The 22439-nt window shown below is 46.0% G+C and carries 16 protein-coding genes; 10 read left to right on the top strand and 6 right to left on the bottom strand.

Features of this window, described 5'->3' with window-relative positions; all coding sequences use genetic code 11:
• Positions 1–4: 4 nt before the first annotated feature.
• Positions 5–2128: a TRAP transporter permease gene (locus tag KIO97_RS11490; protein WP_012130108.1), complete on the bottom strand. Its 2124-nt coding sequence runs from the start codon at positions 2126–2128 to the stop codon at positions 5–7.
• Positions 2129–2216: 88 nt separating this feature from the next.
• Positions 2217–3227 (bottom strand): TAXI family TRAP transporter solute-binding subunit, encoded by a 1011-nt coding sequence (locus KIO97_RS11495; RefSeq protein ID WP_285382564.1) that lies wholly within the window; start codon positions 3225–3227, stop codon positions 2217–2219.
• Positions 3228–4060: 833 nt separating this feature from the next.
• On the opposite strand from KIO97_RS11495, the gene brnQ reads away from it, so the two are divergent.
• On the top strand, positions 4061–5371 hold the full coding sequence (gene brnQ / locus KIO97_RS11500; RefSeq protein ID WP_005432578.1) for a branched-chain amino acid transport system II carrier protein: 1311 nt from the start codon (positions 4061–4063) through the stop codon (positions 5369–5371).
• 66 nt (positions 5372–5437) lie between these two features.
• On the opposite strand, the gene KIO97_RS11505 is transcribed toward brnQ, so the two are convergent.
• Positions 5438–6787 (bottom strand): sigma-54 dependent transcriptional regulator, encoded by a 1350-nt coding sequence (locus KIO97_RS11505; RefSeq protein WP_134976298.1) that lies wholly within the window; start codon positions 6785–6787, stop codon positions 5438–5440.
• A gap of 174 nt (positions 6788–6961) precedes the next feature.
• On the opposite strand from KIO97_RS11505, the gene KIO97_RS11510 reads away from it, so the two are divergent.
• The gene (locus KIO97_RS11510; protein ID WP_285382566.1) at positions 6962–9022 is read left to right on the top strand and encodes a sensor histidine kinase; all 2061 of its coding nucleotides are present in this window, start codon (positions 6962–6964) and stop codon (positions 9020–9022) included.
• A 146-nt stretch (positions 9023–9168) separates the two neighbouring features.
• A complete protein-coding gene (locus KIO97_RS11515) occupies positions 9169–10560 on the top strand; it encodes a glycoside hydrolase family 1 protein (RefSeq protein WP_134976300.1) in 1392 nt (463 codons plus the stop codon).
• An 87-nt stretch (positions 10561–10647) separates the two neighbouring features.
• Here KIO97_RS11515 and KIO97_RS11520 read toward each other — a convergent pair whose 3' ends face one another.
• Positions 10648–12684, bottom strand: a complete 2037-nt coding sequence (locus KIO97_RS11520) for a PhoX family phosphatase (protein WP_050913287.1) — start codon at positions 12682–12684, stop codon at positions 10648–10650.
• A gap of 219 nt (positions 12685–12903) precedes the next feature.
• Between KIO97_RS11520 and KIO97_RS11525 the strand changes: the two genes are divergently transcribed.
• A complete protein-coding gene (locus KIO97_RS11525) occupies positions 12904–13242 on the top strand; it encodes a YggL family protein (protein WP_005432583.1) in 339 nt (112 codons plus the stop codon).
• A gap of 695 nt (positions 13243–13937) precedes the next feature.
• Here the strand turns inward: KIO97_RS11525 and KIO97_RS11530 are convergent.
• On the bottom strand, positions 13938–14804 hold the full coding sequence (locus KIO97_RS11530; RefSeq protein ID WP_285382570.1) for a helix-turn-helix domain-containing protein: 867 nt from the start codon (positions 14802–14804) through the stop codon (positions 13938–13940).
• Positions 14805–14971: 167 nt separating this feature from the next.
• On the opposite strand from KIO97_RS11530, the gene KIO97_RS11535 reads away from it, so the two are divergent.
• From KIO97_RS11535 to KIO97_RS11550, 4 genes are all read left to right on the top strand, one after another.
• Entirely contained in the window at positions 14972–15217 is a 246-nt protein-coding gene (locus KIO97_RS11535; protein WP_285382572.1) for a hypothetical protein, read from the top strand.
• A gap of 500 nt (positions 15218–15717) precedes the next feature.
• Positions 15718–16620 carry a LysR family transcriptional regulator gene (locus tag KIO97_RS11540; RefSeq protein ID WP_285382574.1) on the top strand — a complete coding sequence of 301 codons (903 nt, stop codon included), beginning with the start codon at positions 15718–15720 and terminating at the stop codon, positions 16618–16620.
• Between the two features lie 376 nt (positions 16621–16996).
• Positions 16997–17902, top strand: coding sequence for a 30S ribosomal protein S6--L-glutamate ligase (gene rimK, locus KIO97_RS11545; RefSeq protein WP_038890593.1), 906 nt, complete (start codon positions 16997–16999; stop codon positions 17900–17902).
• A 63-nt stretch (positions 17903–17965) separates the two neighbouring features.
• Entirely contained in the window at positions 17966–18394 is a 429-nt protein-coding gene (locus tag KIO97_RS11550) for a RimK/LysX family protein (protein WP_005432588.1), read from the top strand.
• 74 nt (positions 18395–18468) lie between these two features.
• Here the strand turns inward: KIO97_RS11550 and KIO97_RS11555 are convergent, their stop codons facing one another.
• A complete protein-coding gene (locus tag KIO97_RS11555; protein ID WP_285382608.1) occupies positions 18469–19203 on the bottom strand; it encodes an MBL fold metallo-hydrolase in 735 nt (244 codons plus the stop codon).
• A gap of 336 nt (positions 19204–19539) precedes the next feature.
• Here KIO97_RS11555 and speA point away from each other — a divergent pair, with 336 nt between their 5' ends.
• Both speA and speB read left to right on the top strand, forming a co-directional pair.
• Positions 19540–21450 (top strand): arginine decarboxylase, encoded by a 1911-nt coding sequence (gene speA, locus KIO97_RS11560; protein WP_285382577.1) that lies wholly within the window; start codon positions 19540–19542, stop codon positions 21448–21450.
• Between the two features lies 1 nt (position 21451).
• Positions 21452–22372 (top strand): agmatinase, encoded by a 921-nt coding sequence (gene speB / locus KIO97_RS11565; protein ID WP_005432598.1) that lies wholly within the window; start codon positions 21452–21454, stop codon positions 22370–22372.
• Positions 22373–22439 lie beyond the last annotated feature (67 nt).

Consider the following 22439-nt stretch of genomic DNA (forward strand, 5'->3'; position numbering starts at 1 on the left):
CCTCTTATAAAACCGATAGTTGAGATTGTTGCAATTTGAACTTGCGACCACTGTAAATAAAAATCGCGACAAATACTGCGCAGCTTGCTACACGAACCAACATTGGGATGTCGTGCCAAACCAGCAATGTACCCACCACAATCAACACAAGACGCAGCAGAATGTTTAGAGGACCTTCCAAGTAACCTTCAATCGCACCAATCAATGCATAGGTACCGATGATGGCAAAGAAGCCCACGGTAATCACCGACGTCACATCCCAACTGACTAAGCCTGTGTAGGCAATAAGTAGCGGCACAAGATACAAACCTTTGGCGATTTTCCACGCCATCAAACCGGTGCGCATCGGTGGTGTTTTTGCAATGGTTGCTGCTGCAAAAGCGGTCAAACACACTGGTGGTGTTACGTTGCTGTCTTGCGATAACCAGAAGATGATGAGGTGAGCAGCCAGCAGTGCTAAACCTACCGCTTCCATACCCAAACTTTGCTCTAATAGGGTTTCCATAAAGTCCGCAGGTACTAGCGCCACCATTTCTTTCGCGGTTTCCAACGCCATTGGTGCATTAAGCAGTTCCAGCTTTTCTGGCGCCGCCAACATAAATATGGCTTTTGCTTGCTCTGGCAATTGACCCGACACCATTAATTCAAGCAATTGGTTTTCCGCAATCAACTTGTACAGCGCAGGAGCAGATAGTGTACCCAAAACAATGTAAGCCGCCGTTACTGGTAACCCCATGCCTAATACCAGAGAGGCGAGCGCAATAAGAACGATCATAATGAACAAGTCGCCATTCGCCCAGCCGTCGATCATCAATGAGAACGTGTTACCGATGCCCGTGGTGCTGATCACGTTTACCACCAAACCAATACCCACAAGCAATACGGCGGTTGTCGCCATGTTTTTCGCGCCTTGCGAAAGCGCTTCGATGATCGCTTTTGGTCCCATTTTGTGATCTTTTGAGAACCAAGAAGCCACCACAACAGAAATGATCGATAGACCCGCCGCATAAGTTGGTGTGAAGCCTTGGACCAAAAGAGTAACCAACACAGCCAGCGGAATAAGGTTGTGCCAGCCGCTAACCACGACTTTAAGTAGAGATTCATCACTGGTCGTGATCTTCTGAACACCGCTGCGTTTAGCTTCGATACGCACAAAGAACGCCACAGACAAGAAGTAGATAAGAGCTGGAATGAAAGAAACCGCGATGATATCAACATAAGGAATTTGCGTGTAAGACGCCATGATGAAAGCACCCGCCCCCATCACTGGTGGCATCAACTGACCACCTGTCGAGGCCGCCGCTTCAACGCCCGCAGCAAAGCGCGAAGGGAACCCCGCTTTTTGCATCAAAGGAATACTGATAACACCGGTTGAAACCGTATTTGCTACGCTAGAGCCCGATACAGAGCCCATCAAACCCGAGCCAATTACCGCGATAAAACCGGGACCGCCAATGATTTTGCCTGCCGCCGCACGTGCCACATTGATGATGTAATCGCCGACGCCAGAGCGAACAAGAAACGCACCAAACAGAATGAACATGAATACAAAAGTCCAACTGATGCGTGAAATAGAACCGAACATGCCCTCTGAAGAATAGAAACTGCGGTAAAGTAAAGTTTCCATACTCAAACCCGGGAAGTGGAAAATACCGGTTGCCCACTTACCCCAAAGCACAACGTAGCTTAAACACACCACAATCAGCACTGGAATAAACCAGCCCATAGTACGTCGAATCAGTTCGATAACAATCAAGATGGCCAAGATGGCGAACACCCAATCGCTGGTCACGAACTTCACACCGCGTTCGTACAGCGCGTCTTCGGCATAAGGAATGTAGAGCAAGCACGCGACGGCCCCCATGGCAATCAACACATCGACGCCCAGTGCAATCTTACTCTGCTTGAGAGAGATATGGGCCGGGTACCAAAGCGCACAAATTACTGCAAAACCAGCAAAGTGAGTGGCAGAAATCCATAACTCCGGTAACGTCGATAAGGTATTAAACCAAATGTGCAAAACAGATAGCACCACGGCAAACACTGTGATTGTGGTCGTTACCCACGGAAAGTCTGTGCGCGTGGGCAGCTCAAACTTCTGCAATTCCTTCTCTATTGAGTCGCTCATCTTATACTCCAAGCTCTAGCGGCTTTTTTCATTTTAAATCGTTTGTAGGGATTAAATGCCCCAAGCCAACGCTCGGGGCGAGCTGACGTTATTTCGCCATTAGGTCTGATGGGATTTCGATACCCATTTCTTTGTAGTAACGCGCGGCACCTGGGTGAAGAGGTACTGGCAAGCCAGCAATTGCTTTTTCCATTGCCATTGCTTTTGTTGCTTTGTGGATGCCTTGTAGGAATGGCAAGTTCTCGTATATTGCTTTCGTTAGCTGGTATACGTCTTCTTCCGAAATATCTTCACGAACGGCCAAGAAGTTTGGTTGTGCGATAGTCGTGATCGGCTTGTCTAGACCTGGGTAGGTGTTGGCTGGGATCTCGTATTTCGTCCAAAGTTTGTAGTGGCCATTCGCCTCTTTGATTTGTTCGTCAGTAAACGAAAGAATCGAGATGTCTTTACCTAGCGCAGCAAAAGCTTGAGTGACCGCCCCAACGGGGACTCCCGCTGGCGTGTTCATGCCGTCAATAGTGCCGTTTTGAAGCGCACTCGCACTACCGCCGTAGCCCATGTAGGCTAGATTGAATTTATCTGGGTCGACCTTAAGGCCTTTCATGATTTGACGACCAGAGTTTTCAGTACCTGAGTTTTTCTTACCGATAGAGAACTTCTTACCATCTAGATTATTCAGGTCAGTCACCGTACCCGTTTTTGCTAGGTCAGAGCGAACAATAAAGTGCTCAACGTTTTGCCACAGCATAGAGACTGAACGCAGCTGCTCTTGGCGACCGCTTTTCTCATAAGGACCTTCACCAGACCAAGCCCATGCACCGTAAAGACCTTGCAGAATCGCGAACTGTGCTTCATTTTCGTTCAGCAGTTTGACGTTTTCACCAGATCCAGCAGAGCTAATAGCAGAAAGGGAGAAGTGATGTTTAGGTGCCAATTTCACTTTACTTAATGTCGCCAGTGCTACACCCACTGGGTAGTAAGTTCCGCCTGTCGATGCCGTTGCAAGAATGTAGCTACGTTCTTCCGCCACTGCATTAGCAGCAATACCAAAAGAAGTCACAGCGACAGCTAAAGCTTTTACCAGCTTATTCATTTTCATTATTACTCTCCGTGTAGTCGTTTCACGATTTGGATTTACAAGGCATTAAACCTTGATTAACAACAAATAGCCTAGAGCAATAGAAATGCCAACTTTTAAGTCATTGTATTTATTGAGATAAAGATCAAGACCCCACATAAGTGAGCAAAATCATGCTGATTTAACAGCAAAGCAATAAGCAAGATATTGCCTATTTCTGAGGATAAATTTGTTCAACTACACAGCAAAAGGTTAATGAAATGTGATCTGGAATGAAAAAATGCTCCGTTTGCCGATGAGCAATATTTTGCCGATGAGATCTTGGGCTGAACCGGAGCTAAAGCGTCTCAACAATAAGAAGAAAAAGCGCATCATTCTAAACTGCTCACTTTATCGGCGGAGATTTGCAGCCTAAATGACTACAAATAGCGCAAAAATACAGCAAAACAATCAATGTTACAGAAATGAAAAGTCATTTATTCTAATTTTGAATTTAAAAACCAGTTCGATCCACCAGTTCAGAAACAAACATTGACCGTATCAACTTATTTTCTTCTTCGGGGTTGTGCCAATGGCCCCATGTTCGTTAGGGTAACAACACGCCAAGGCAAACGTATTCCTTGGTATTTTTTCGTCATTAAGGATCATCCATGTCAGCAACTGCGCAATCACAATTCGCTTTAAAACGCCTATCTGGCGTTGCTGCTGCGATCCTCCTGCTCTCTCTGGAACTGATTCAGAGCTGACAGGCTATATCTAAACTTTCTGTCAGCTTGAGAAGAAGCTGACGGGAACACCACATACTCCTCCCATTCCTTTCAGTTTCTTCCAAGCGAAACATAAGAGGAATAACAATGTTAAGCGCACGCAATATCGCCGCTTTGGGCTTCATGACTTTCGCCATGTACTTAGGCGCGGGTAACCTGATCTTCCCTCCATTTTTGGGTTATCAAGCAGGTGAAAACTTTCTGAGCGGGATGTCTGGCTTCCTCTTGACGGGCGTAGGTCTGCCTGCAATGGCACTGGTAATGGTGGCTATCGTTAACGGTTCAGACAAACTAACCGCAGCCCTACCTAAACCTTTGGCAACCAGTTTTTGGGTGATGGTGTTTATCGTGATTGGCCCTGCGTTCGTAATACCACGTGCGATTACAGTGGCTTACCAATTTAGCTTTGCACCAATGTTTGGTGATGCCGCTTTGGTGCCTTTCACTGTTGCCTTCTGCGTTATTACCATTTTATTCGCCCTATATCCGGGTAAGTTGGTCGACAACCTAGGTAAGATCTTAACTCCTGCTTTGATGGCTATCTTGGTGATCATGTCTGTGACCGCATTGGTTTACCCTGCTGGCGAACTAACCACAGCAACAGGTCCATACGTATCTGGCGCATTTGCTGAAGGCTTAACCCAAGGCTACATGACAATGGACGCGCTAGGCTCTATAGGTTTTGGTTGGATTATTTTCCGTGCGATTCGCAGCATGGGGGTAGATTGTCCGAAAGCCACCGCAAAATACACGCTAATCGCCGCTTTGATGTACGCGGTTGCGATGGCATTTGTTTACATCTCATTGGCTTACATTGGCTCGACGAGCTCATACTTAGGTTCTGAATTCAGTAACGGTGGCGATATCCTAACGGCGTTCACCTTCAACCACTTTGGTGCGTTTGGTTCACTATTGCTAGGTGCCGTAATGGTATTGGCTTGTTTGACTACTGCTATCGGCGTAACCACAGCAGGTAGTGAGTTTTACGACAACACTTTCAGCAAAGTGAACTACAAAGGCTGCGTTATTACGACCATGGTGTTGGCAGGTTTGATTGCTAACGTAGGTCTGGAGCAACTATTGGCTATCACATTGCCTGCGGTTGTGGTGCTTCACCCAGTGGCGATTGCATTGATGATCATGGCACCCGTGCGCAACAAGATGTCACAGTTCATGGTGGTAGCGACGGCGTTCACTGCTCTAGTGTTTGGTTGTGTTGATGCGCTGCACATCCTAGGTTACATGCCAGAAGCGGCAAACCAATGGTTAGACAGCAACATGCCACTGTACCACTACTTTGCAAGTTGGATTGTTCCGACGATCGCTATGGTGGTTGTGGGCGTAGTATTTACCCGCAAGGCAAGCCAACAACGCGCCGAATTGGCAAACCAAGCCTAGATTGGCGAGTACCTTAACAAATAAGTACCTCAACAAAAAACGGCTTCCTAAGTGAAGCCGTTTTTTCTATGTGTAATCAGAGCGATTCAGCCCAAACTTCTGCATCTTTTGGTTGAGGGTTCGGCGTGGTAAATCTAATTCGACCATCACATCCGTAATTCTTCCTTGGTTTCGAACTAACGAATCATGTAGCACCTTGCGTTCAAAATTATGCAGCTGAATAACCAACGGCACCCCTGCTTGCGTTTCTTCGTTTGTCGAGGAAGGGCGACTAGAGAGAATTTCCATAACCGAAATTGTGTTGTCTAACGCGAACCTTATGGCCACGTTTCTTAGTTCCCGCACATTGCCCGGCCACGCATAAGCAAGAATGGCTTTTCTATCGGCTTCACTCACAGGTCGGCAGTTTGGGTTGTTCTTCAATGTGAAATGTTCGAATAAGATCAATGCGTCTTCTTCACGCTCTCTCAGTGGCGGTAGATAGATCTGCGCCACATTAAGGCGATAATATAAATCCTGACGAAAATCGTCATGATCATTGAGATCTTCTTTCGCCGCAGCGATCACCCGTAAATCAACAGAGATTTGTTGGTTGCCACCTACTCGCTCTATGGTGTGTTCTTGAAGAGCGCGCAATACTTTCACTTGCATTGACAGAGGCATGCTTTCTACTTCATCAAAAAACAAGGTGCCCTTATCTGCGTATTCAAGTTTACCAATGCGCTTTTTGGCCGCGCCGGTAAATGCACCAGCTTCATGGCCAAATAATTCGCTCTCGAACAGTGTTTCAGGAATTGCGCCACAGTTGATGGGCACAAAGTGATGGGCTCTCCGTTGGCTCTCATTATGCAAACTGGTGGCCACCAGCTCTTTACCACAACCTGTTTCACCATAAATGATCACGTTAGTATCAATTCGCGCTAGCTTGGCAACTTGCTCCCTCAGTTTTTGCATCACTTTACTTCGCCCAACCAACACTTGTTCTAAGCCGCTAATGCTAGAAAGATACTCTTGACGATCTTGAGTAGAAGTTTGTGCGCGATAACTCTCAACGGCCTCAGTCACGCGTTGAGATAGACGCTCTGGCTGGAAAGGCTTCTCAATAAAATCAAACGCACCGCGTTGTAAAGCACCAACGGCCATATCGACATCACCGTGGCCAGTGATCAAAATAATCGGGGTTTGAATATGGTTGGCAATCAGGCTTTCTAGTATCGATAAACCGTCGATGTCTGGTAGGCGAACATCACTCACAATGGCATCAAATTCTTGGCTAAGAATGGCGGCTTTGCCCTCTTCCCCCAGACTGAATGCCGATACATCAAATCCCGCCAGCTGTAACCATTGGCTAGTTGCCTGACGAACAATATCGTCGTCTTCGATAAGTGCAATTTTAGGGGAGTCGTTAAAAGCCATACGTTACTGCCTGATTTATAAGTATAGGAATTCATCGTGGTGTGCTAACGGTAGCAAAAACCACTGTGGAGAAAAGGAGCTAGATCTCACTTCTTGCTTACAAGTCTTTAACATCCAACCGGTTAGGCGCACTCTTTCATCGTCGAAAAAGATCAATACCAGTATGGGGTCGGTATGCAGCGTAGAAGAATTGGCAAAACATGGCTTATAGTCGCACTTGCATCCATGCTGATTCTGTCTTGCTATATCGCCAGTCGAGAGGTTGCTCGTCAATGGTTGAGTGTCGAGACTCAAAACGAAGCTCAACAAAAGTTGCTCGACTATATCGGTGAAGTTCGCCGAGCTCTAAAACGCTTCTATCACCTGCCATACCTTGTTACCAATAACCCGGAAACCATCGCGTTTGTAAAAGGGAATCTAACTTATTACGAGCCGCTACAAACCCAACTGACTCAACTGGATAAAGCCGCTAACACAGAAGGTTGGCTGATCCTGTCTAACTCTGGCGAAGTGTTGGTATCGAGCTTAATCGAAGAGCGCTTCAGCCTGTCTGACCGAAAAGCGATTGTGGAACAAATTCACAACCAAGGCGGCGGTGTCTCCTTGGTGAACAAAACCAAAGGCTCCAGCCCACTGTATTATTTGGCCGCTCCTATCTATGACGGCTTAGATATCGCTGGCATTGTGGTAGTACAAATCAACCTGAGCCTATTGACTGAGCAAACCATTACCAGTCAAGACATCATCACATTGCAAAATCGCCAGCAGCGTTTCTTCCTATCGAGCAGCCCAGTCTATAACGCAGACTGGTTTAACGAACCGAACAACACAGTCCAGTTAGAAACTCAGCGCTTATACGACAACACCAATATCAGAGCATGGACACTCAACCATCAACGCTATTTTGCACATACCGTGAAGCTGGATGACTTGAATTGGTACGTCAGTTACCTCACCCCTTCCAAACCGATTCAACAAACTATCAATGTGATTGGTTGGAGCGTAGCGGCGCTGCTCCTATTGATCGTCTTGCTTGTCATCATTGGCTTGCAACGTCGCCAAAAACACATCAACCAACAACGGATTCAAGCCCTTTTGGAAGAGTCCCAACGCCGCTTGAAGCAAATGATCAATAAGACTCACGTTGGTTTGTTATTGATTGACGAACAAGGGCAACTGTTTGACCTCAACCCGATGGCGAAGCGTTTGTTTTGTTTGCCAGAGAGTGTTAATCGACACACTTTTGCTTGGGAGCTATTTGATGCCGGTAACCCAAATTCCACCACTCTCAAGTTACTTAAAGATCTACCTAAACATAAAGAGCTAGCAGAGATCAGCACGGTCGAAACCATCGCCAAAAGGAGTGATGGCAGCGTCTTCCCAGTTCTGTTCTCCCTGACCAGTTTCCCTTGGCATGGCGAGCAGTATTTTCTTGCAACGATCATAGACATCAGTAAGCGGAAAAAAGCCGAGCAATCACTACAACAGGTCAACCAAGAACTGGCACAACGTGTAGAAGAGCGAACTCAAGCGCTGAAAGAAGCACAAAGCCAGTTAATTGAATCGAGCAAAATGGCAGCCTTAGGTCGTATGTCGAGCGCGATCACTCATGAACTTAATCAGCCACTAACGGGCTTGCGTACTCTGCTCACCACTAATGAGCTATTGGCTGAACGCGGTGAAACCGACATGATGAAAGCCAATAACGTCTTGATACAGAAACTGATTGATCGCATGGCAAGCATGACCAGTCAGCTAAAAACGTTCGCTTACAACAAACCAGAACGTTTACAAGCGATTTCCCTTACCTCTGCACTCGAAGAAACATTGCGTGTTTACCAATCTCAACTAGACAAGGTGGATGTGCGGATCCGTGTTCCTCGAAATTTAACCAAGATCATGGGAGAAGAACAACGACTGCTGCAGGTGCTTGGCAACCTAGTATCGAACGCATTGGATGCGATGGGCAACACCACTAATCCTCAGCTCAACTTGATCGTCAATCCAACGGCAAATCAGGTAGAACTAACGGTGAGTGACAATGGCTGTGGCGTGTCGGATGAGATGCTCGAATCGATGTTTGAACCCTTCCAAACCTCAAAGAAAATTGGTGAGGGACTAGGACTGGGTTTGGCGATTACGGCCAACAACATGCGTGATATGAATGGACAAGTTACCGTGCATAAGAATGAACAAAATGGACTGACTTTCACTTTATTGTTCAAATCAGCTTAAGTCGGTATTGATTACAAAATCATCATCAGAACTCGGCATCTCCCACCGTTTGAGAAAAACACGATCTCGATACAAGAATCCCGCCTTGACCTACACTATTCTCAAACACAGAAACACATACTGCAAAACAATAAAGAGTGAGAAACATGATTACGTTTCCTGAACATTTTCTTTGGGGCGGTGCTATTGCTGCAAACCAAGTAGAGGGGTCGTACAACCTTGGGGGTAAAGGGTTATCGACGTCAGACATGCTGCCAAACGGTATTTTGAGTCCGCATCAAACCCGTGAAGAACGTACGCCGGGCATCAAAGACGTGGCGATCGACTTCTACAATCGCTATCCAGAAGACATTGCGCTATTCAAAGAAATGGGCTTTAACTGCCTGCGTCTGTCTTTGGCATGGAGCCGCATCTTCCCGAACGGCGACGAACTTGAACCTAACGAAGAAGGTTTAGCGTTCTACGATAAAATTTTTGATGAACTGGCGAAGCACGATATCCAACCTTTCGTGACCTTATCTCACTACGAAATGCCTTACGCACTGGTCGAGAACTACGGTGGTTGGGGCGATCGTCGCGTGATCGAATTCTTCGAGCGTTATGCTCGCACCGTGCTTGAACGCTACAAAGACAAAGTGAAGCTGTGGTTAACGTTCAACGAAATCAATATGTCTCTGCATGCGCCATTTACCGGTGTTGGTTTACAAGAAGACGCTAGCGAACAAGAGATTTACCAAGCGATTCACCACCAGCTAGTGGCAAATGCGAAAGCGGTAAAACTGTGTCAGCAAATCGTACCAAACGGCAAGATTGGTAACATGCTGCTTGGCGCGATCAACTACCCATATACCTGTAACCCTGATGACGTGCTGGCAGCAATGCACGAAAACAACAAATGGTTGTTCTTCGGTGATGTACAAACTCGTGGTCAGTACCCTGGCTACATGAAGCGTTACTTCCGCGAAAATAGCATTGAAATTCAGATGGAAGCCGGTGACCTAGAAGAGATCGCATCAGCAAGTGTCGACTTCATCTCATTCAGCTACTACGCAAGTGGCTGTGCAAGTGCGGATCCGAAACAGAAAGAAGTAGGTAACATCGTCGATAGCGTGCCAAACCCATATCTTGAGAAGAGCCAATGGGGTTGGTTGATCGATCCAAAAGGCCTGCGCGTTCTGCTTAATTTCCTACACGATCGCTACCAAAAGCCACTATTCGTCGTAGAAAACGGCTTAGGTGCGCGTGATGAAATCGATGAAAACGGTGAGATTCAAGATGATTACCGCATCGCTTACTTGAACGACCACCTTGTGCAAGCACACGAAGCGATCCTTGATGGTGTTGAGTTGATGGGCTTCACGAGCTGGGGACCAATCGATTTGGTCGCGAACTCAACTGCTGAAATGAGCAAACGTTACGGTTACATCTACGTTGATCGCCACAACGATGGCCAAGGTACGTTAGAGCGTAAACGTAAGAAGAGCTTCTTCTGGTATCAAGATGTGATTCGCACTGCAGGCGGTTCTCTCAAAAGCTAGTCTTAATAAGAAACTCATCAGAAACAACAAAGCCCTGCAAACGCAGGGCTTTTCTTATTCCCGATATTCAGTCGTACAACCTAGTGGCTACACACCAATTTCACCACCGTCTTCACGGCGAATCACCACCGTTGCGGCACGTGGGCGCAGTGTCATCCCTGCAGGTGTCTCTTCCGCAGCATTGTCGCTATAAGGCCAGTTACCTGGGTGCTGAATGTTCACGAACAAAGACTTGTAATCTGGGCTGATGGTAAAGCCCGTCACTTCACAGCCGTTAGGACCAACAAAGAAACGCTTCAGCTCAGCTTGGTTTTCTGCGCCGATCACTTCTTGTGTGCCGTTTTCATCCGTCAGCTTTGAAGGTACAACCGCAAGCATTTGGTCATTAGTGTAAGACGTCACTTCATCTGCACCGTTATCCGTTTGAATCCACAGAATGCCACGAGGATCAAACGCCAAGCCGTCTGGGCTCGCAAACTGGTTGAGCTCGGTCAAACTCGAACGGTTAGTGTCCGCATCACCGTTTGCTGGAGAGCCAAACACGAAGATATCCCACGTGAAGTCTGTTGCTGCTTCGCCTTCATCCCAACGGATTACGTGACCAAACTTGTTGTTTAAACGTGGGTTTGCAGGGTTAGTTTCCTCTGTACGCTTGGTGTTGTTCGTTAGCGTCAGGTAAACCGAGCCTGTGAATGGGTCAACGGTACACCACTCAGGGCGATCCATTGGCGTCGCACCAACAAGGTCGGCTGCGCCCGCCGTATTCAGGATGATTTCTGCCAACGAATTGAAGCTATCTGCCAAAGTGCCACCAGAAACTGTCGTGCTATCTAGTGTCAGTGGCAACCAAGTACCAGAGCTGTCTTCGTTGAAGCGCGCCACATACAGTGTGCCTTCATCCATATACTTATCGCCCGTCGCCAAACGGTTTGCTGGATTAGCATCTGCTGGATCCCACGCTGCCGCTGACTCAAATTTGTATAGGTACTCAAAGCGAGAGTCGTGGCCTGAGTAAAAGACCACAGGTTTGCCTTCTTCAAGCTTGCCGAATGTACAGCCCTCGTGACGGAAGCGACCTAGTGCAGTACGCTTCTTAGCACGTGAGTTTTGCGTGTAAGGGTCGATCTCAACGATGTAACCATGGCCGTTCGCTTCATTACGGTAATCATCTAATGCACTTGCGCCCGTAGGCTCAACATTGAAGCGCGTAAACTCGTCCAAACGTTCTTCAGCGTTGCCCGCCAACGTTTCCCATAAGTAGCGAGTGCGTTCATCATCTACACCAATACGATCTTGCTCTTCAGTGCGAACACCTGCGTTAACAAAATAACCCGGCCAGTTCTCTTCACACGTTAGGTACGTGCCCCAAGGCGAGAAACCATTACCACAGTTGTTTAGTGTGCCACGTGCTTGGCTGCCATCTTGAGAGAAGCGAGTCACAGCCAATTCTGTATTTGCCACAGGACCAGATAAGTCCATAACTGTCGCGCCAGTGTAACGGCGGTTTAGTGGGTCGGTATCCACCAGTTTCCACATGTTGTCTTCCAGTTGAACGCGAACCACGGATACACCGTGCGCGTTAATTTCTTTACGAACTTCGTCGACGATAGTACGCACACCGCCCGCAACGGTTGGACCGCTAGGATGCAATGCTGAAGTATCAATGTACTCGTGGTTAATACACAACAAACCATCAGTATCACTGTCATTTAGTGAGAAGAAATGCATGCCGTCATGATGCATACCAAGCGCATTGAGCTGATCAGCACTCGTATTGCTGCCATCGTCTTTCCAAGCATTACCTTGTGCATTTAGAGGTGTGCCCCAAGGTACCAAAACTTGTGCGACATAACCTTGCGGAATCGAAACTGCATCCGTCAGAGAGCCCGGAATAGAATCAAAATTCAATACTGCGCTAGACACGTTAGACCCATTGCCAGCTGAAGTGCCAGAGCTAGAATCGTTGCACCCAGATAAGCCAAACGCACCAAAAGCGGTCATCGCACTGATACCTAGGCCACCTTTTAGGATACTGCGTCGAGATAGACTCGCTTCCAGTACTTCTTCAAAAGGCTTGTTATTACTCTGGTTGTAACGCGTCGCGTCGAAGGTTTCCTTACTCATGGTGTTGCTTTCCCAGTGTTAGGTTGAATTATAAGTTTGTTAATTATCAAGCGAGAGGAAGTTTGGAAGAGAAAAGTGACAGAAGTAGTCTATCTTTATGAACTTTGTGTTTAGAAAATGTTATAAAGCACCCATCTATTCTATGTACTCCCGATTTTGCTTGGGCAAAGCCTGTTTTGGGGGTATAAGGTGTACTCAAATCATCCACGAGAGATAATCATGAAACTAGATAAAATCGATAACAAAAATCGTCGTCTACGCAAAAAGCTATTCCTAGGTGAATTCGCAATCCTAGGTTTTGAAATCAGCTGTGAAACAGACATCAACGACTTCGACCGTTACGATGCATTCGTTGATGAGTTTATCGACTACATTGATGGTCTAAACCTATGCTTTGGCGGCGGCGGTCTAGAACTGTTTGAAGGCTTCCTATGTTCAACAGAGCGTTACGAAAGCGCAACTGAAGAACAAAAAGCACAGGTTCTAGCTTGGCTACAAGCTCGCCCAGAAGTAAGCAGCGCAAAAGCTGGCGACTTGGTTGACGCAAACTACCTGTAATTACGGAATCACTCTGTAATAAGCAGAGTTGAACAAGTAATAAGAAAGCTGGTCTTCGGACTGGCTTTTTTGCATTTAAGGCTATGGTTTTTTGCTGAAATGTTGAATCTAGAAAGAGTGGAACGTTTGGTTGTTTTGGAAGCTTTGTTCAGGAAAGCGGGAAGCTTAGAGTCTTGGAAAGTATGGATGTGCCAGATAATTTTAGAGCTGGCATGTTATGGAAGGTAATTCGTCCATTGCCAGCTCAGTGTCACGAGTGTGGTTAACTATGCTTTTTTGGTAGCGTCAGTTTTTGTGTCTTTCCAGTATTGAATACGTACACGATGCAACTGTGCTCTTCTCATCTTTTTCATAGCAATCTCCCTCATCTATATAGGTAGCGCTCATCATGAGCTTATTGTCTAAGGTTGTTTCCCCTTCAATCTATCGGGGAACGAATAAATTAACCGTGATTGATTTCACAACATAATGACAAAACATGCCGTGTTGCAGTCAATTTTTGAACAGTTCGACTGTGTTTTATCGTATGGCAAGGGTTAACCTATCCACTGAATATGACAAATTAATGGCAATCAAGTTCCCTATTTCATCTGTCATTGAATCTTAATAATGATTCTTGAATAACCTAGCAAATAATATACCAGTTGCACATTAATTCCCGTTCAGCGCTCAGCTATAATGCTCATTAACTCTGGCTAAGGCTGAATCCGCTGCTGATAGTGTTGGCGGTAATCTCTCGGAGTAAGCCCTTTATAAGTCTTAAAATGGCGATTAAACAAGGCTTGGTTTCGATACCCTACTCGTTCAAACACTATCCCAATCGGTAACTCTGTCGATTGCAGTAAGTCCGCTGCGTGATTAATACGTAGCTTCATCAAGCGCTGGCTAAAGGGTTCTTTAAAGTGCTTTTGAAATAATCGAGTCACGGCACTTTCACTAAGCGATAAATCGTTCGCTAAGTCGGCAAGGCTTATTTTACGAGCAAAGTGCTGCTCAAGGTACGCATTGACCTTAGCAACCCGCTCTCTTTCTTGTTGCTCATGTTCACTCAGCGAGAGGTAAGAATGCGTCATCAGTGTTTTTGCGGCTTCATCATGAGCAAGCAAAGAGAGAACGTGAATAAAACGAGCAAGTTGTTCGATTGCAGGAACTTTCATCAGCTCATGCATCAAGTCCACCACTTGTTGGGCCGTTCCCTCAGAAAAGACCACACCTTTATTGGCCGCTTTTAATAACGGGTCCAGTTTACGTAGCTCCGTGCAATAAAACATGAGATTGGAAATCCACTCACGCTTAAACCAAACCACGTGTGTCTCACAATTGTCTTTCGAAGACGTAGAGCAAAAAGAATGCGGAACGCCAGGGGCAATCAACAACATCTGATTATGTTCGATATCCATCTCGCAATGGCCGACATTTAACACTCCATCAAAATGACGATGAATAACCAACTCATACACATCATCATGAAAGTGTAAATCAGACTGCTTTGTTGACTCATCAATTCGACGATAACGCCAAGAAAAGCCTGGTCTCTGAGGTATTTTTTCAATGTACGCCATTCATCACCCAGCTAGATAATATTGCTCTACGCGTAAATAGTATCAATAATACAGGTCGATTCTTCATTACGCCTCAATAGTATTGATATTGAGCGGCATACTATCAACTTGGCCTCACTTCGATCCTTATTCTTGCCTCGTAAAGACAAGCTAATTAAGGAGCGGCTATGAGTAACTTAAAAACCAAACTACGACAAATCATTCGAAAAACTCGCGATGAATGGGCCATATTTGCAGTAAAAGAGATGGGGATATCATCTGAAACTGTCGCTAAATCTTATGGCTACCGTTCGAGCTGTGATCTTGAGCAAACTCTTAAACAAGGCGAAAAAGACGCCACTTCGTACATTGACTCGGAGTCTTGTGCGAGATCTCTTACAAGCAATGTAAGTAAAACGACCATTTTTGACTAAGAATAAATCGAACAATCAACCTAACCATCTGAAAATTAATAACTATCCTTTTTTAAGCAATATTCACTGCCAAAGTTTTTTTATCTAGCTGATTGAGAGTAATCAGCAAAACAACAATACTAAATGTGTCGACAGGATGTTGGCGGGAACAGGAAAAAAGCCTAAAGGATTGGGTATCTTCAGGATGAAGATTTGGTAGCTTAGGATGAGTTATCAGCAAGGATGTAGTTAAACTCTAGGACAGAGTTCGCCCGTCAGGATGATAGGCAAGAATGGACACCGCTAGGAAGGCGATGAACAAGGAACTCGGTTAAAGGATTTAGCCACAATCAAGGATAGATGCAGGGAGCACCTATTAGTAGCCGGATTGCTGCGAAAAAGAATAAGCCCCGTCTGGGAAACCAGGCGGGGTTTTATTTTGCCTGTCATTTATCTGCCATTCTGCGTTCCGCTATGCATCATGCTATTATTTCAGCAATTTCTCTAGCAAACGACGTCCTATGCTGAATCCTGTTTGGTTACATACATTCAAAACTCTTGTCGAAGTCGGTCACTTTACTCAGACGGCAGAAAAGCTCTACATGACCCAGCCCGGTGTCAGTCAGCACATAAAAAAGCTTGAGCAAGCTTGTCAGCACCCATTGATTAAACGCGAGAACAAAAGCTTCGAGCTCACTGAACAAGGTCGCATGGTGTATACCTACGCGCTAGAACTAGAAGAAAAAGAGAAAAGCCTACTAGAAGACTTAAGCTTTGATGACCCACACGCAGGATACTGCAAACTCGCCTGTTCTGGCGCACTTGCTTTGATGCTGTTTGATCCACTACTTGAAAGGCAAAAACGACATAAAGGCTTATCGATTCACCTAGAAGCAGCGCCTAACCAATCTATTCTTAATGGGGTTGCAGAAGGGCGAATTGATTTGGGCATCGTGACTTACTCACCGAATAAAAGCGTGTTCCAAAGCGAGCAAATTGGGCGAGAGACATTATGTTTGATCTTGCCTAAATCCTACCAAGGAAAAACGCTCACACCGGAACTACTAAAAAACTGTGGTGTGATTGGACACCCAGACGCCGAACATTACATGACGCTCTTTTTCGATCAATGCGCAGAACCCTTATTAAAAGAGATCAAAGTCAGTGACATGCCACTCTCAGGGTACGTGAACCAGTTAAGCCAGATCTTATTGCCAGTGAGCAAAGGACTCGGCTTTACCGTTTTACCGCGCAGTGCGGTGGAGAGCTTTTCGTTAAAAGAAGAGTTGTATGTCGCCGAGTTAAAACAACCGGTGTATGAAGATTTATTTTTGGTGAGAAAACGCAGCCGCACATTGCCACTGCGCTACCAAACCATCAAACAGGTCTTACTGAATGTAATGAGTAGCGTTGCAAATCAATAAAAATAGCCACCTAAACGGCTGAACTCTTTCCAAATAACTCTCAATGCCAAGAGAAGTAAGCGGTCAAATGGCCGCTTTTTTCAGTTTTCCTACTTCGAAAAGTGATGAATTTTTGGTTCAATTTTCTTTTTCTCACCCTTGACAGTCGCACGCAGTAAGGCGTGAGAGTTCAATAAATTATTTTTGTCGTGTCGACGATATTTTTTCGTTTTCATATAGTGAGAAAACGCCCTAAGGTGCGCACCTCTGACGACGTGGTTGTCCAACCACAATTCTAAATCGTTGAAGCGAGTGGATGCTGTCACATCAATTAAACCCACTCACTATACTCTATGTTTATATTTTTAATTTGGTACTGACTTACTAAGGAATTGCCATGCGTATTGCTATTCTTTCTCGTAATGAGAATCTATATTCAACCATGCGCCTAAAGCAGGCGGGTGAAGAGCGCGGACATCAAGTTGATGTTATCGATACTCTGCACTGTTATATGGATATTACGAGTAACAACCCTAAGATTCGTTACAAGGGTGAAGAATTGCCAAAGTATGACGCGGTTATTCCACGCATCGGTGCATCTATCACTTTCTACGGTACAGCGGTTGTACGTCAATTTGAAATGATGGGCACATTCTGTGTAAACGAGTCAGTAGCAATCAGCCGCTCTCGTGACAAGCTACGCTCTATGCAGCTGCTATCGCGCAAAGGCATTGGTCTACCTCGCACAGGTTTTGCTCACCATCCTGACAACATTCAGGACGTGATCAAAAACGTTGGCGGTGCACCTTTGGTTATCAAGCTACTTGAAGGTACTCAAGGTATCGGCGTTGTACTTGCTGAAACAACAAAAGCGGCAGAAAGCGTAATCGAAGCATTCATGGGTCTAAAAGCGAACATCATGGTGCAAGAGTTCATTGAAGAAGCAAATGGTGCTGATATCCGCTGCTTCGTTGTAGGTAACAAAGTTATCGCAGCAATGAAGCGTCAAGCTAAAGAAGGTGAGTTCCGTTCTAACCTTCACCGTGGTGGTTCTGCTGAGCTAGTAAAACTAACCAAAGAAGAGCGCGCAACCGCGATCAACGCAGCAAAAGTCATGGGTCTAAACCTATGTGGTGTTGATATTCTTCAATCGAAAAACGGCCCTGTTGTGATGGAAGTGAACTCTTCTCCTGGTCTTGAAGGCATCGAAAACGCAACAGAAAAAGACGTTGCAGGCATGATCTTCGACTTCATCGAGAAGAACGCAAAACCAAACGCTAACCGTACACGCGGTAAAGGCTGATAATTGTTTGAGTGAGAGCCTATAAACTGGGCTCTCTTTATCACTCATCGCTAGGATGACACTATGAATCAGAAAATGATCATTGGGAACGCCGAAGCAATTTGCTTACCTGAGTTAGGGATTACTCACCTTGAAGCGCGTATTGATACAGGCGCACAGACTTCTTCTCTGCACGTAGATAACCTAGAGTGCACTGAACAAGACGGTCAGTCATACGTAGAGTTCGATCTACACCCAGATGTTTACCACTTAGAGCAAGTCGTTCGCTGTAAAGCTCCACTGAAGGCGAACCGCAAAGTGAAATCATCAAACGGTACTTTCGAACACCGCTGCGTGATCACAACGATGCTACGCATGGGCGACCAAGAGTGGCCAATCGACATCACGCTAACTAACCGTGAAAAGATGACTTACATGATGTTGTTAGGTCGTCAGGGTATGGCAGACAAAGTTCTGGTAGACCCGAGCCAATCTCACTTATTGGCTCCATAATCCCCGTAGCTTCAGATGAGCGAACTCCGTGGTCGCTCATCTGGCTCTTCTCTGATTTTCTAGCTGCCCTTCTCCTATCTATCGTTCTTCCTTTTCAGAACAGAACGCATTAATCCTTTAAGCTTTATCTTCGTTACTCGCCAATGGGTAATGGGTCTAACCGGTGCGGTATTGATGATGTGTTGATACGCGTCTTCATCAAACTCAACCTCTCCCCCATGTGCCGCCAATAAACAGCTTGGTTTCATCTCAAAAACGCGCTTTAACGAACTACGATATTGGTTGGGATGAAAGATAGGAAATGGCGCGATCAAATGGCTTTTTACCTGCACCATTAAATCCGCTACATACAACACACTCTGTTCGGCGTGATAAACCGATAAATCCCTGTCGGTATGCCCCGGTGTTTCCAATATCTGCCAATCAGCAAAACCGGGAATCATCTCTCCATCCACCAGCTCAATATCTGGCTTTAGTTTTCGCGAATACCATAAGTTGCGCTTGGGTTTGCGCATTCGGTTCGCCATCCAACGTGCCAAAATCAAATCCGTAAGATGCATTAGCCAACCGTCAAAACCGCCATACCAATGTGTATCTCGTTTTGCTGCCAGAAGCTGACAACCAGTGAGATCTCGTAACTTGTGCGCTGCACCAGCGTGGTCTGGGTGCATGTGGGTGACGACCACCAGTTTTAGGTCTGCAAACGGGCGATGGAGTTGGTGCTCGATAAAATCTTTAAGATGAGGGATATCCGCTCGACTGGCGCCATCAAGCAGCATTAATTTGTCTGGGTACTCGGCAAGATACATGGTTTGGATGTATCCCTGAATTCTGTGCAGCTGCAAAACATGTCCTTGTTTTGTTGAGTCTTTGTTCTTATTTCTTATCGACCAAATCCTTACTGGTCAGACCAACTATAACAGTAGAGTGGACACTCTGTTAAATAAATGTTTACACCGCAGTTCGACAATAATTATTAATCGAAAGAACAAATTTTAATCATTAGACTCTGGTTGAGTTTTATCCGTTAATGCGCGCACACGGAGTTCGTGTCAGGGTATGAGGTTAGCGCCTCATGATTTGCTTTTTTGTATTTTCTCCTCTACTTCCTATGAGGGCTTAAATACATTTTTGTGAGAATCGAGTTGGAAAAAGCAACTAAATTAGACCGCATCCGCGCGGACTACAACGTTCACTACTGGAGCCAAGGCTTCTACGGAATTGATGACCAAGGCGAGGTATACGTATCTCCTCGTAGTGACCGTGCACACCAAATCCCTTTCAGTGCGATTGTTAATGAGCTAGAAGCTAAGCAGCTGAACCTGCCTGTATTAGTGCGCTTCCCGCAAATCGTGCACCAACGCGTGCATGGCATTTGCCAAGCTTTCAACCAAGCGATTGAAGAATACCAATATCCAAACAAATACCTGTTGGTGTACCCAATTAAAGTAAACCAACAGCGTGAAGTGGTTGATGAGATCTTAGCAAGCCAAGCACAGCTAGAAAACAAACAGCTGGGTCTTGAAGCAGGCAGTAAGCCAGAGCTATTGGCAGTACTTGCACTGGCTCAACAAGGCAGCTCCGTGATCGTGTGTAATGGCTACAAAGACCGTGAATATGTGCGTCTAGCACTGATCGGTGAAAAGCTAGGTCACAAAGTATTTATCGTACTAGAGAAGCTATCTGAGCTTGATCTAGTACTTGAAGAAGCAAAAAGCTTGGGCGTAACACCACGTCTTGGCTTGCGTATCCGCCTTGCATCTCAAGGTGCGGGTAAATGGCAAGCAAGCGGCGGTGAGAAATCAAAGTTCGGCCTATCTGCGTCTCAAGTATTGAGTGTGATTGATCGTCTAAAACGCGAAGACAAACTGGACACCATGCAATTGGTTCACTTCCACCTTGGCTCACAGATGGCAAACATCCGTGACGTACGTAATGGTGTAAACGAATCAGCACGTTTCTACTGTGAATTACGTGCCATGGGTGCAAACATTGATTACTTCGATGTTGGCGGCGGTTTAGCAGTAGACTACGACGGCACACGTAGCCAATCTTCGAACTCGATGAACTACGGCCTTGCAGAATACGCACGCAACATCGTGAATACGGTAGGTGATGTGTGTCAGCAGTACGAACAACCGATGCCAGTGATCATCTCTGAATCGGGTCGCTCTCTAACTGCGCACCACGCAGTGTTGATTTCTAACGTTATTGGCACAGAAACGTATCAACCGGAAGAAGTATTCGAGCCAGCGGTAGATGCTCCGTTCTTGCTACAAAACATGTGGCGAAACTGGGAGAACCTGCAAGATGGTACGGATGCGCGTGCATTAATTGAAATTTACAACGATACCCAAAGCGATTTGGCTGAGGTTCATTCACAATTCGCTACTGGCGTACTGAACCTTGAACAACGTGCGTGGGCAGAGCAACTGTCGCTGCGCATTTACTTCGAGCTAAGTCGTCAAATGAGTACCAAGAACCGTTTCCACCGTCCTATTTTGGATGAGTTGAGCGAACGTCTTGCAGACAAGTTCTTCGTGAACTTCTCTCTTTTCCAATCCCTGCCAGATGCATGGGGTATTGATCAGGTATTCCCTGTTCTGCCGCTTTCTGGTCTTGGTGATGTGGAAGAGCGTCGTGCGGTGATGTTGGACATCACTTGTGACTCCGATGGCGCAATTGACCATTACGTTGATGGCCAAGGCATTGAGAGCACACTACCAGTACCAGCATGGAGCAACGACAAACCGTACCTAATGGGCTTTTTCCTAGTAGGCGCATACCAAGAGATCCTTGGTGACATGCACAACCTATTTGGTGATACCCACAGTGCAGTAGTCAATGTTGATGAAGAAGGTCAATTTGAGATCAGCTACATCAACGAAGGTGATAGCGTAGAAGACATGATGCGCTACGTTCATATCGACGTAGATGCGATTCGTGACAATTACAAACAATTGGTTTCAGCACGTGTTGAAGCCAGTGAACAAGAACAAATCCTAGCTGAACTAGAACAAGGTTTGGCAGGCTACACCTATTTAGAGGACTTCTGATATGAATGATTTGTTTACTAAAACCGATTATTCGCTTTACTCCAACTCTATGTCGTTTCTACGTCGACCGTACATCAAAAATCCAGTATCGGCAGACGCAGACGTTGTAGTGCTAGGGGTTCCTCTGGACATGGCGACTTCTGGTCGTCCTGGTGCACGTATGGGTCCAGATGCGATCCGTCGTGCGTCAGTAAACCTTGCTTGGGAAGGCAAGAAGTTCCCTTGGGACTTCAACGTATTTGATAAATTGAAAGTTATCGACGCAGGTGACCTTGTGTTCGATTGTGGTGATGCGGAAGATTTCACTTACCGCCTAGAAGCGGCAACAAGTGAAATTCTAAAGAGCGGTAAGACAATGCTAGGCTTGGGTGGTGACCACTTTATCACGCTACCAATCCTACGTGCTTACGCGAAGCACCATGGTCAAATGGCACTGATTCACTTCGATGCGCACACAGACACTTACGCAAATGGCAGTTCTTACGACCACGGTACTATGTTCTACCATGCGCCAAAAGAAGGCCTGATCTCTGCGAAGAACTCAGTTCAAATTGGTATTCGTACTGAATATGACCAACAAGATCACGGCTTCAATGTGATCAACGCGATGCAAGCGAACGACATGTCGGTAGAAGAGATTCTGGCAGAAATCCGTCGCACGGTTGCGGATAAGCCTGTGTATGTCACATTTGACATCGACTGTCTGGATCCTGCGTTTGCACCGGGTACAGGTACACCAGTTTGTGGTGGCCTGAACTCAGATAAAATTCTGAAGATCATTCGTGGTTTCGCAGGCATGAACATCGTAGGTATGGACGTGGTGGAAGTCTCTCCTCCTTACGACCACAGCGATGTGACGGCCTTGGCTGGCGCGACTATCGCACTTGAGTTGCTTTACGCCTACGCTTCAGGTCGTGAGTAACGAAAGTTGTTCTAAACAAACGCAAGATTTCAAAGGGAGCTTCGGCTCCCTTTTTCGTTTTCAACCC

The organism is Vibrio sp. B181a (genome assembly GCF_030248375.1).
GTDB classification, from domain to species: domain Bacteria; phylum Pseudomonadota; class Gammaproteobacteria; order Enterobacterales; family Vibrionaceae; genus Vibrio; species Vibrio campbellii.

Bases quoted from the DNA above. Each gene is read 5' to 3' on its own strand.
- KIO97_RS11525 (WP_005432583.1), top strand. From the start codon at position 12,904: ATGAAACTAGATAAAATCGATAACAAAAATCGTCGTCTACGCAAAAAG.
- KIO97_RS11550 (WP_005432588.1), top strand. From the start codon at position 17,966: ATGAATCAGAAAATGATCATTGGGAACGCCGAAGCAATTTGCTTACCT.
- rimK (WP_038890593.1), top strand. From the start codon at position 16,997: ATGCGTATTGCTATTCTTTCTCGTAATGAGAATCTATATTCAACCATG.
- KIO97_RS11535 (WP_285382572.1), top strand. From the start codon at position 14,972: ATGAGTAACTTAAAAACCAAACTACGACAAATCATTCGAAAAACTCGC.
- KIO97_RS11505 (WP_134976298.1), bottom strand. From the start codon at position 6,787: ATGGCTTTTAACGACTCCCCTAAAATTGCACTTATCGAAGACGACGAT.
- KIO97_RS11540 (WP_285382574.1), top strand. From the start codon at position 15,718: ATGCTGAATCCTGTTTGGTTACATACATTCAAAACTCTTGTCGAAGTC.
- KIO97_RS11495 (WP_285382564.1), bottom strand. From the start codon at position 3,227: ATGAAAATGAATAAGCTGGTAAAAGCTTTAGCTGTCGCTGTGACTTCT.
- speB (WP_005432598.1), top strand. From the start codon at position 21,452: ATGAATGATTTGTTTACTAAAACCGATTATTCGCTTTACTCCAACTCT.
- KIO97_RS11510 (WP_285382566.1), top strand. From the start codon at position 6,962: ATGCAGCGTAGAAGAATTGGCAAAACATGGCTTATAGTCGCACTTGCA.
- brnQ (WP_005432578.1), top strand. From the start codon at position 4,061: ATGTTAAGCGCACGCAATATCGCCGCTTTGGGCTTCATGACTTTCGCC.
- KIO97_RS11490 (WP_012130108.1), bottom strand. From the start codon at position 2,128: ATGAGCGACTCAATAGAGAAGGAATTGCAGAAGTTTGAGCTGCCCACG.
- KIO97_RS11530 (WP_285382570.1), bottom strand. From the start codon at position 14,804: ATGGCGTACATTGAAAAAATACCTCAGAGACCAGGCTTTTCTTGGCGT.
- KIO97_RS11520 (WP_050913287.1), bottom strand. From the start codon at position 12,684: ATGAGTAAGGAAACCTTCGACGCGACGCGTTACAACCAGAGTAATAAC.
- KIO97_RS11515 (WP_134976300.1), top strand. From the start codon at position 9,169: ATGATTACGTTTCCTGAACATTTTCTTTGGGGCGGTGCTATTGCTGCA.
- KIO97_RS11555 (WP_285382608.1), bottom strand. From the start codon at position 19,203: ATGTATCTTGCCGAGTACCCAGACAAATTAATGCTGCTTGATGGCGCC.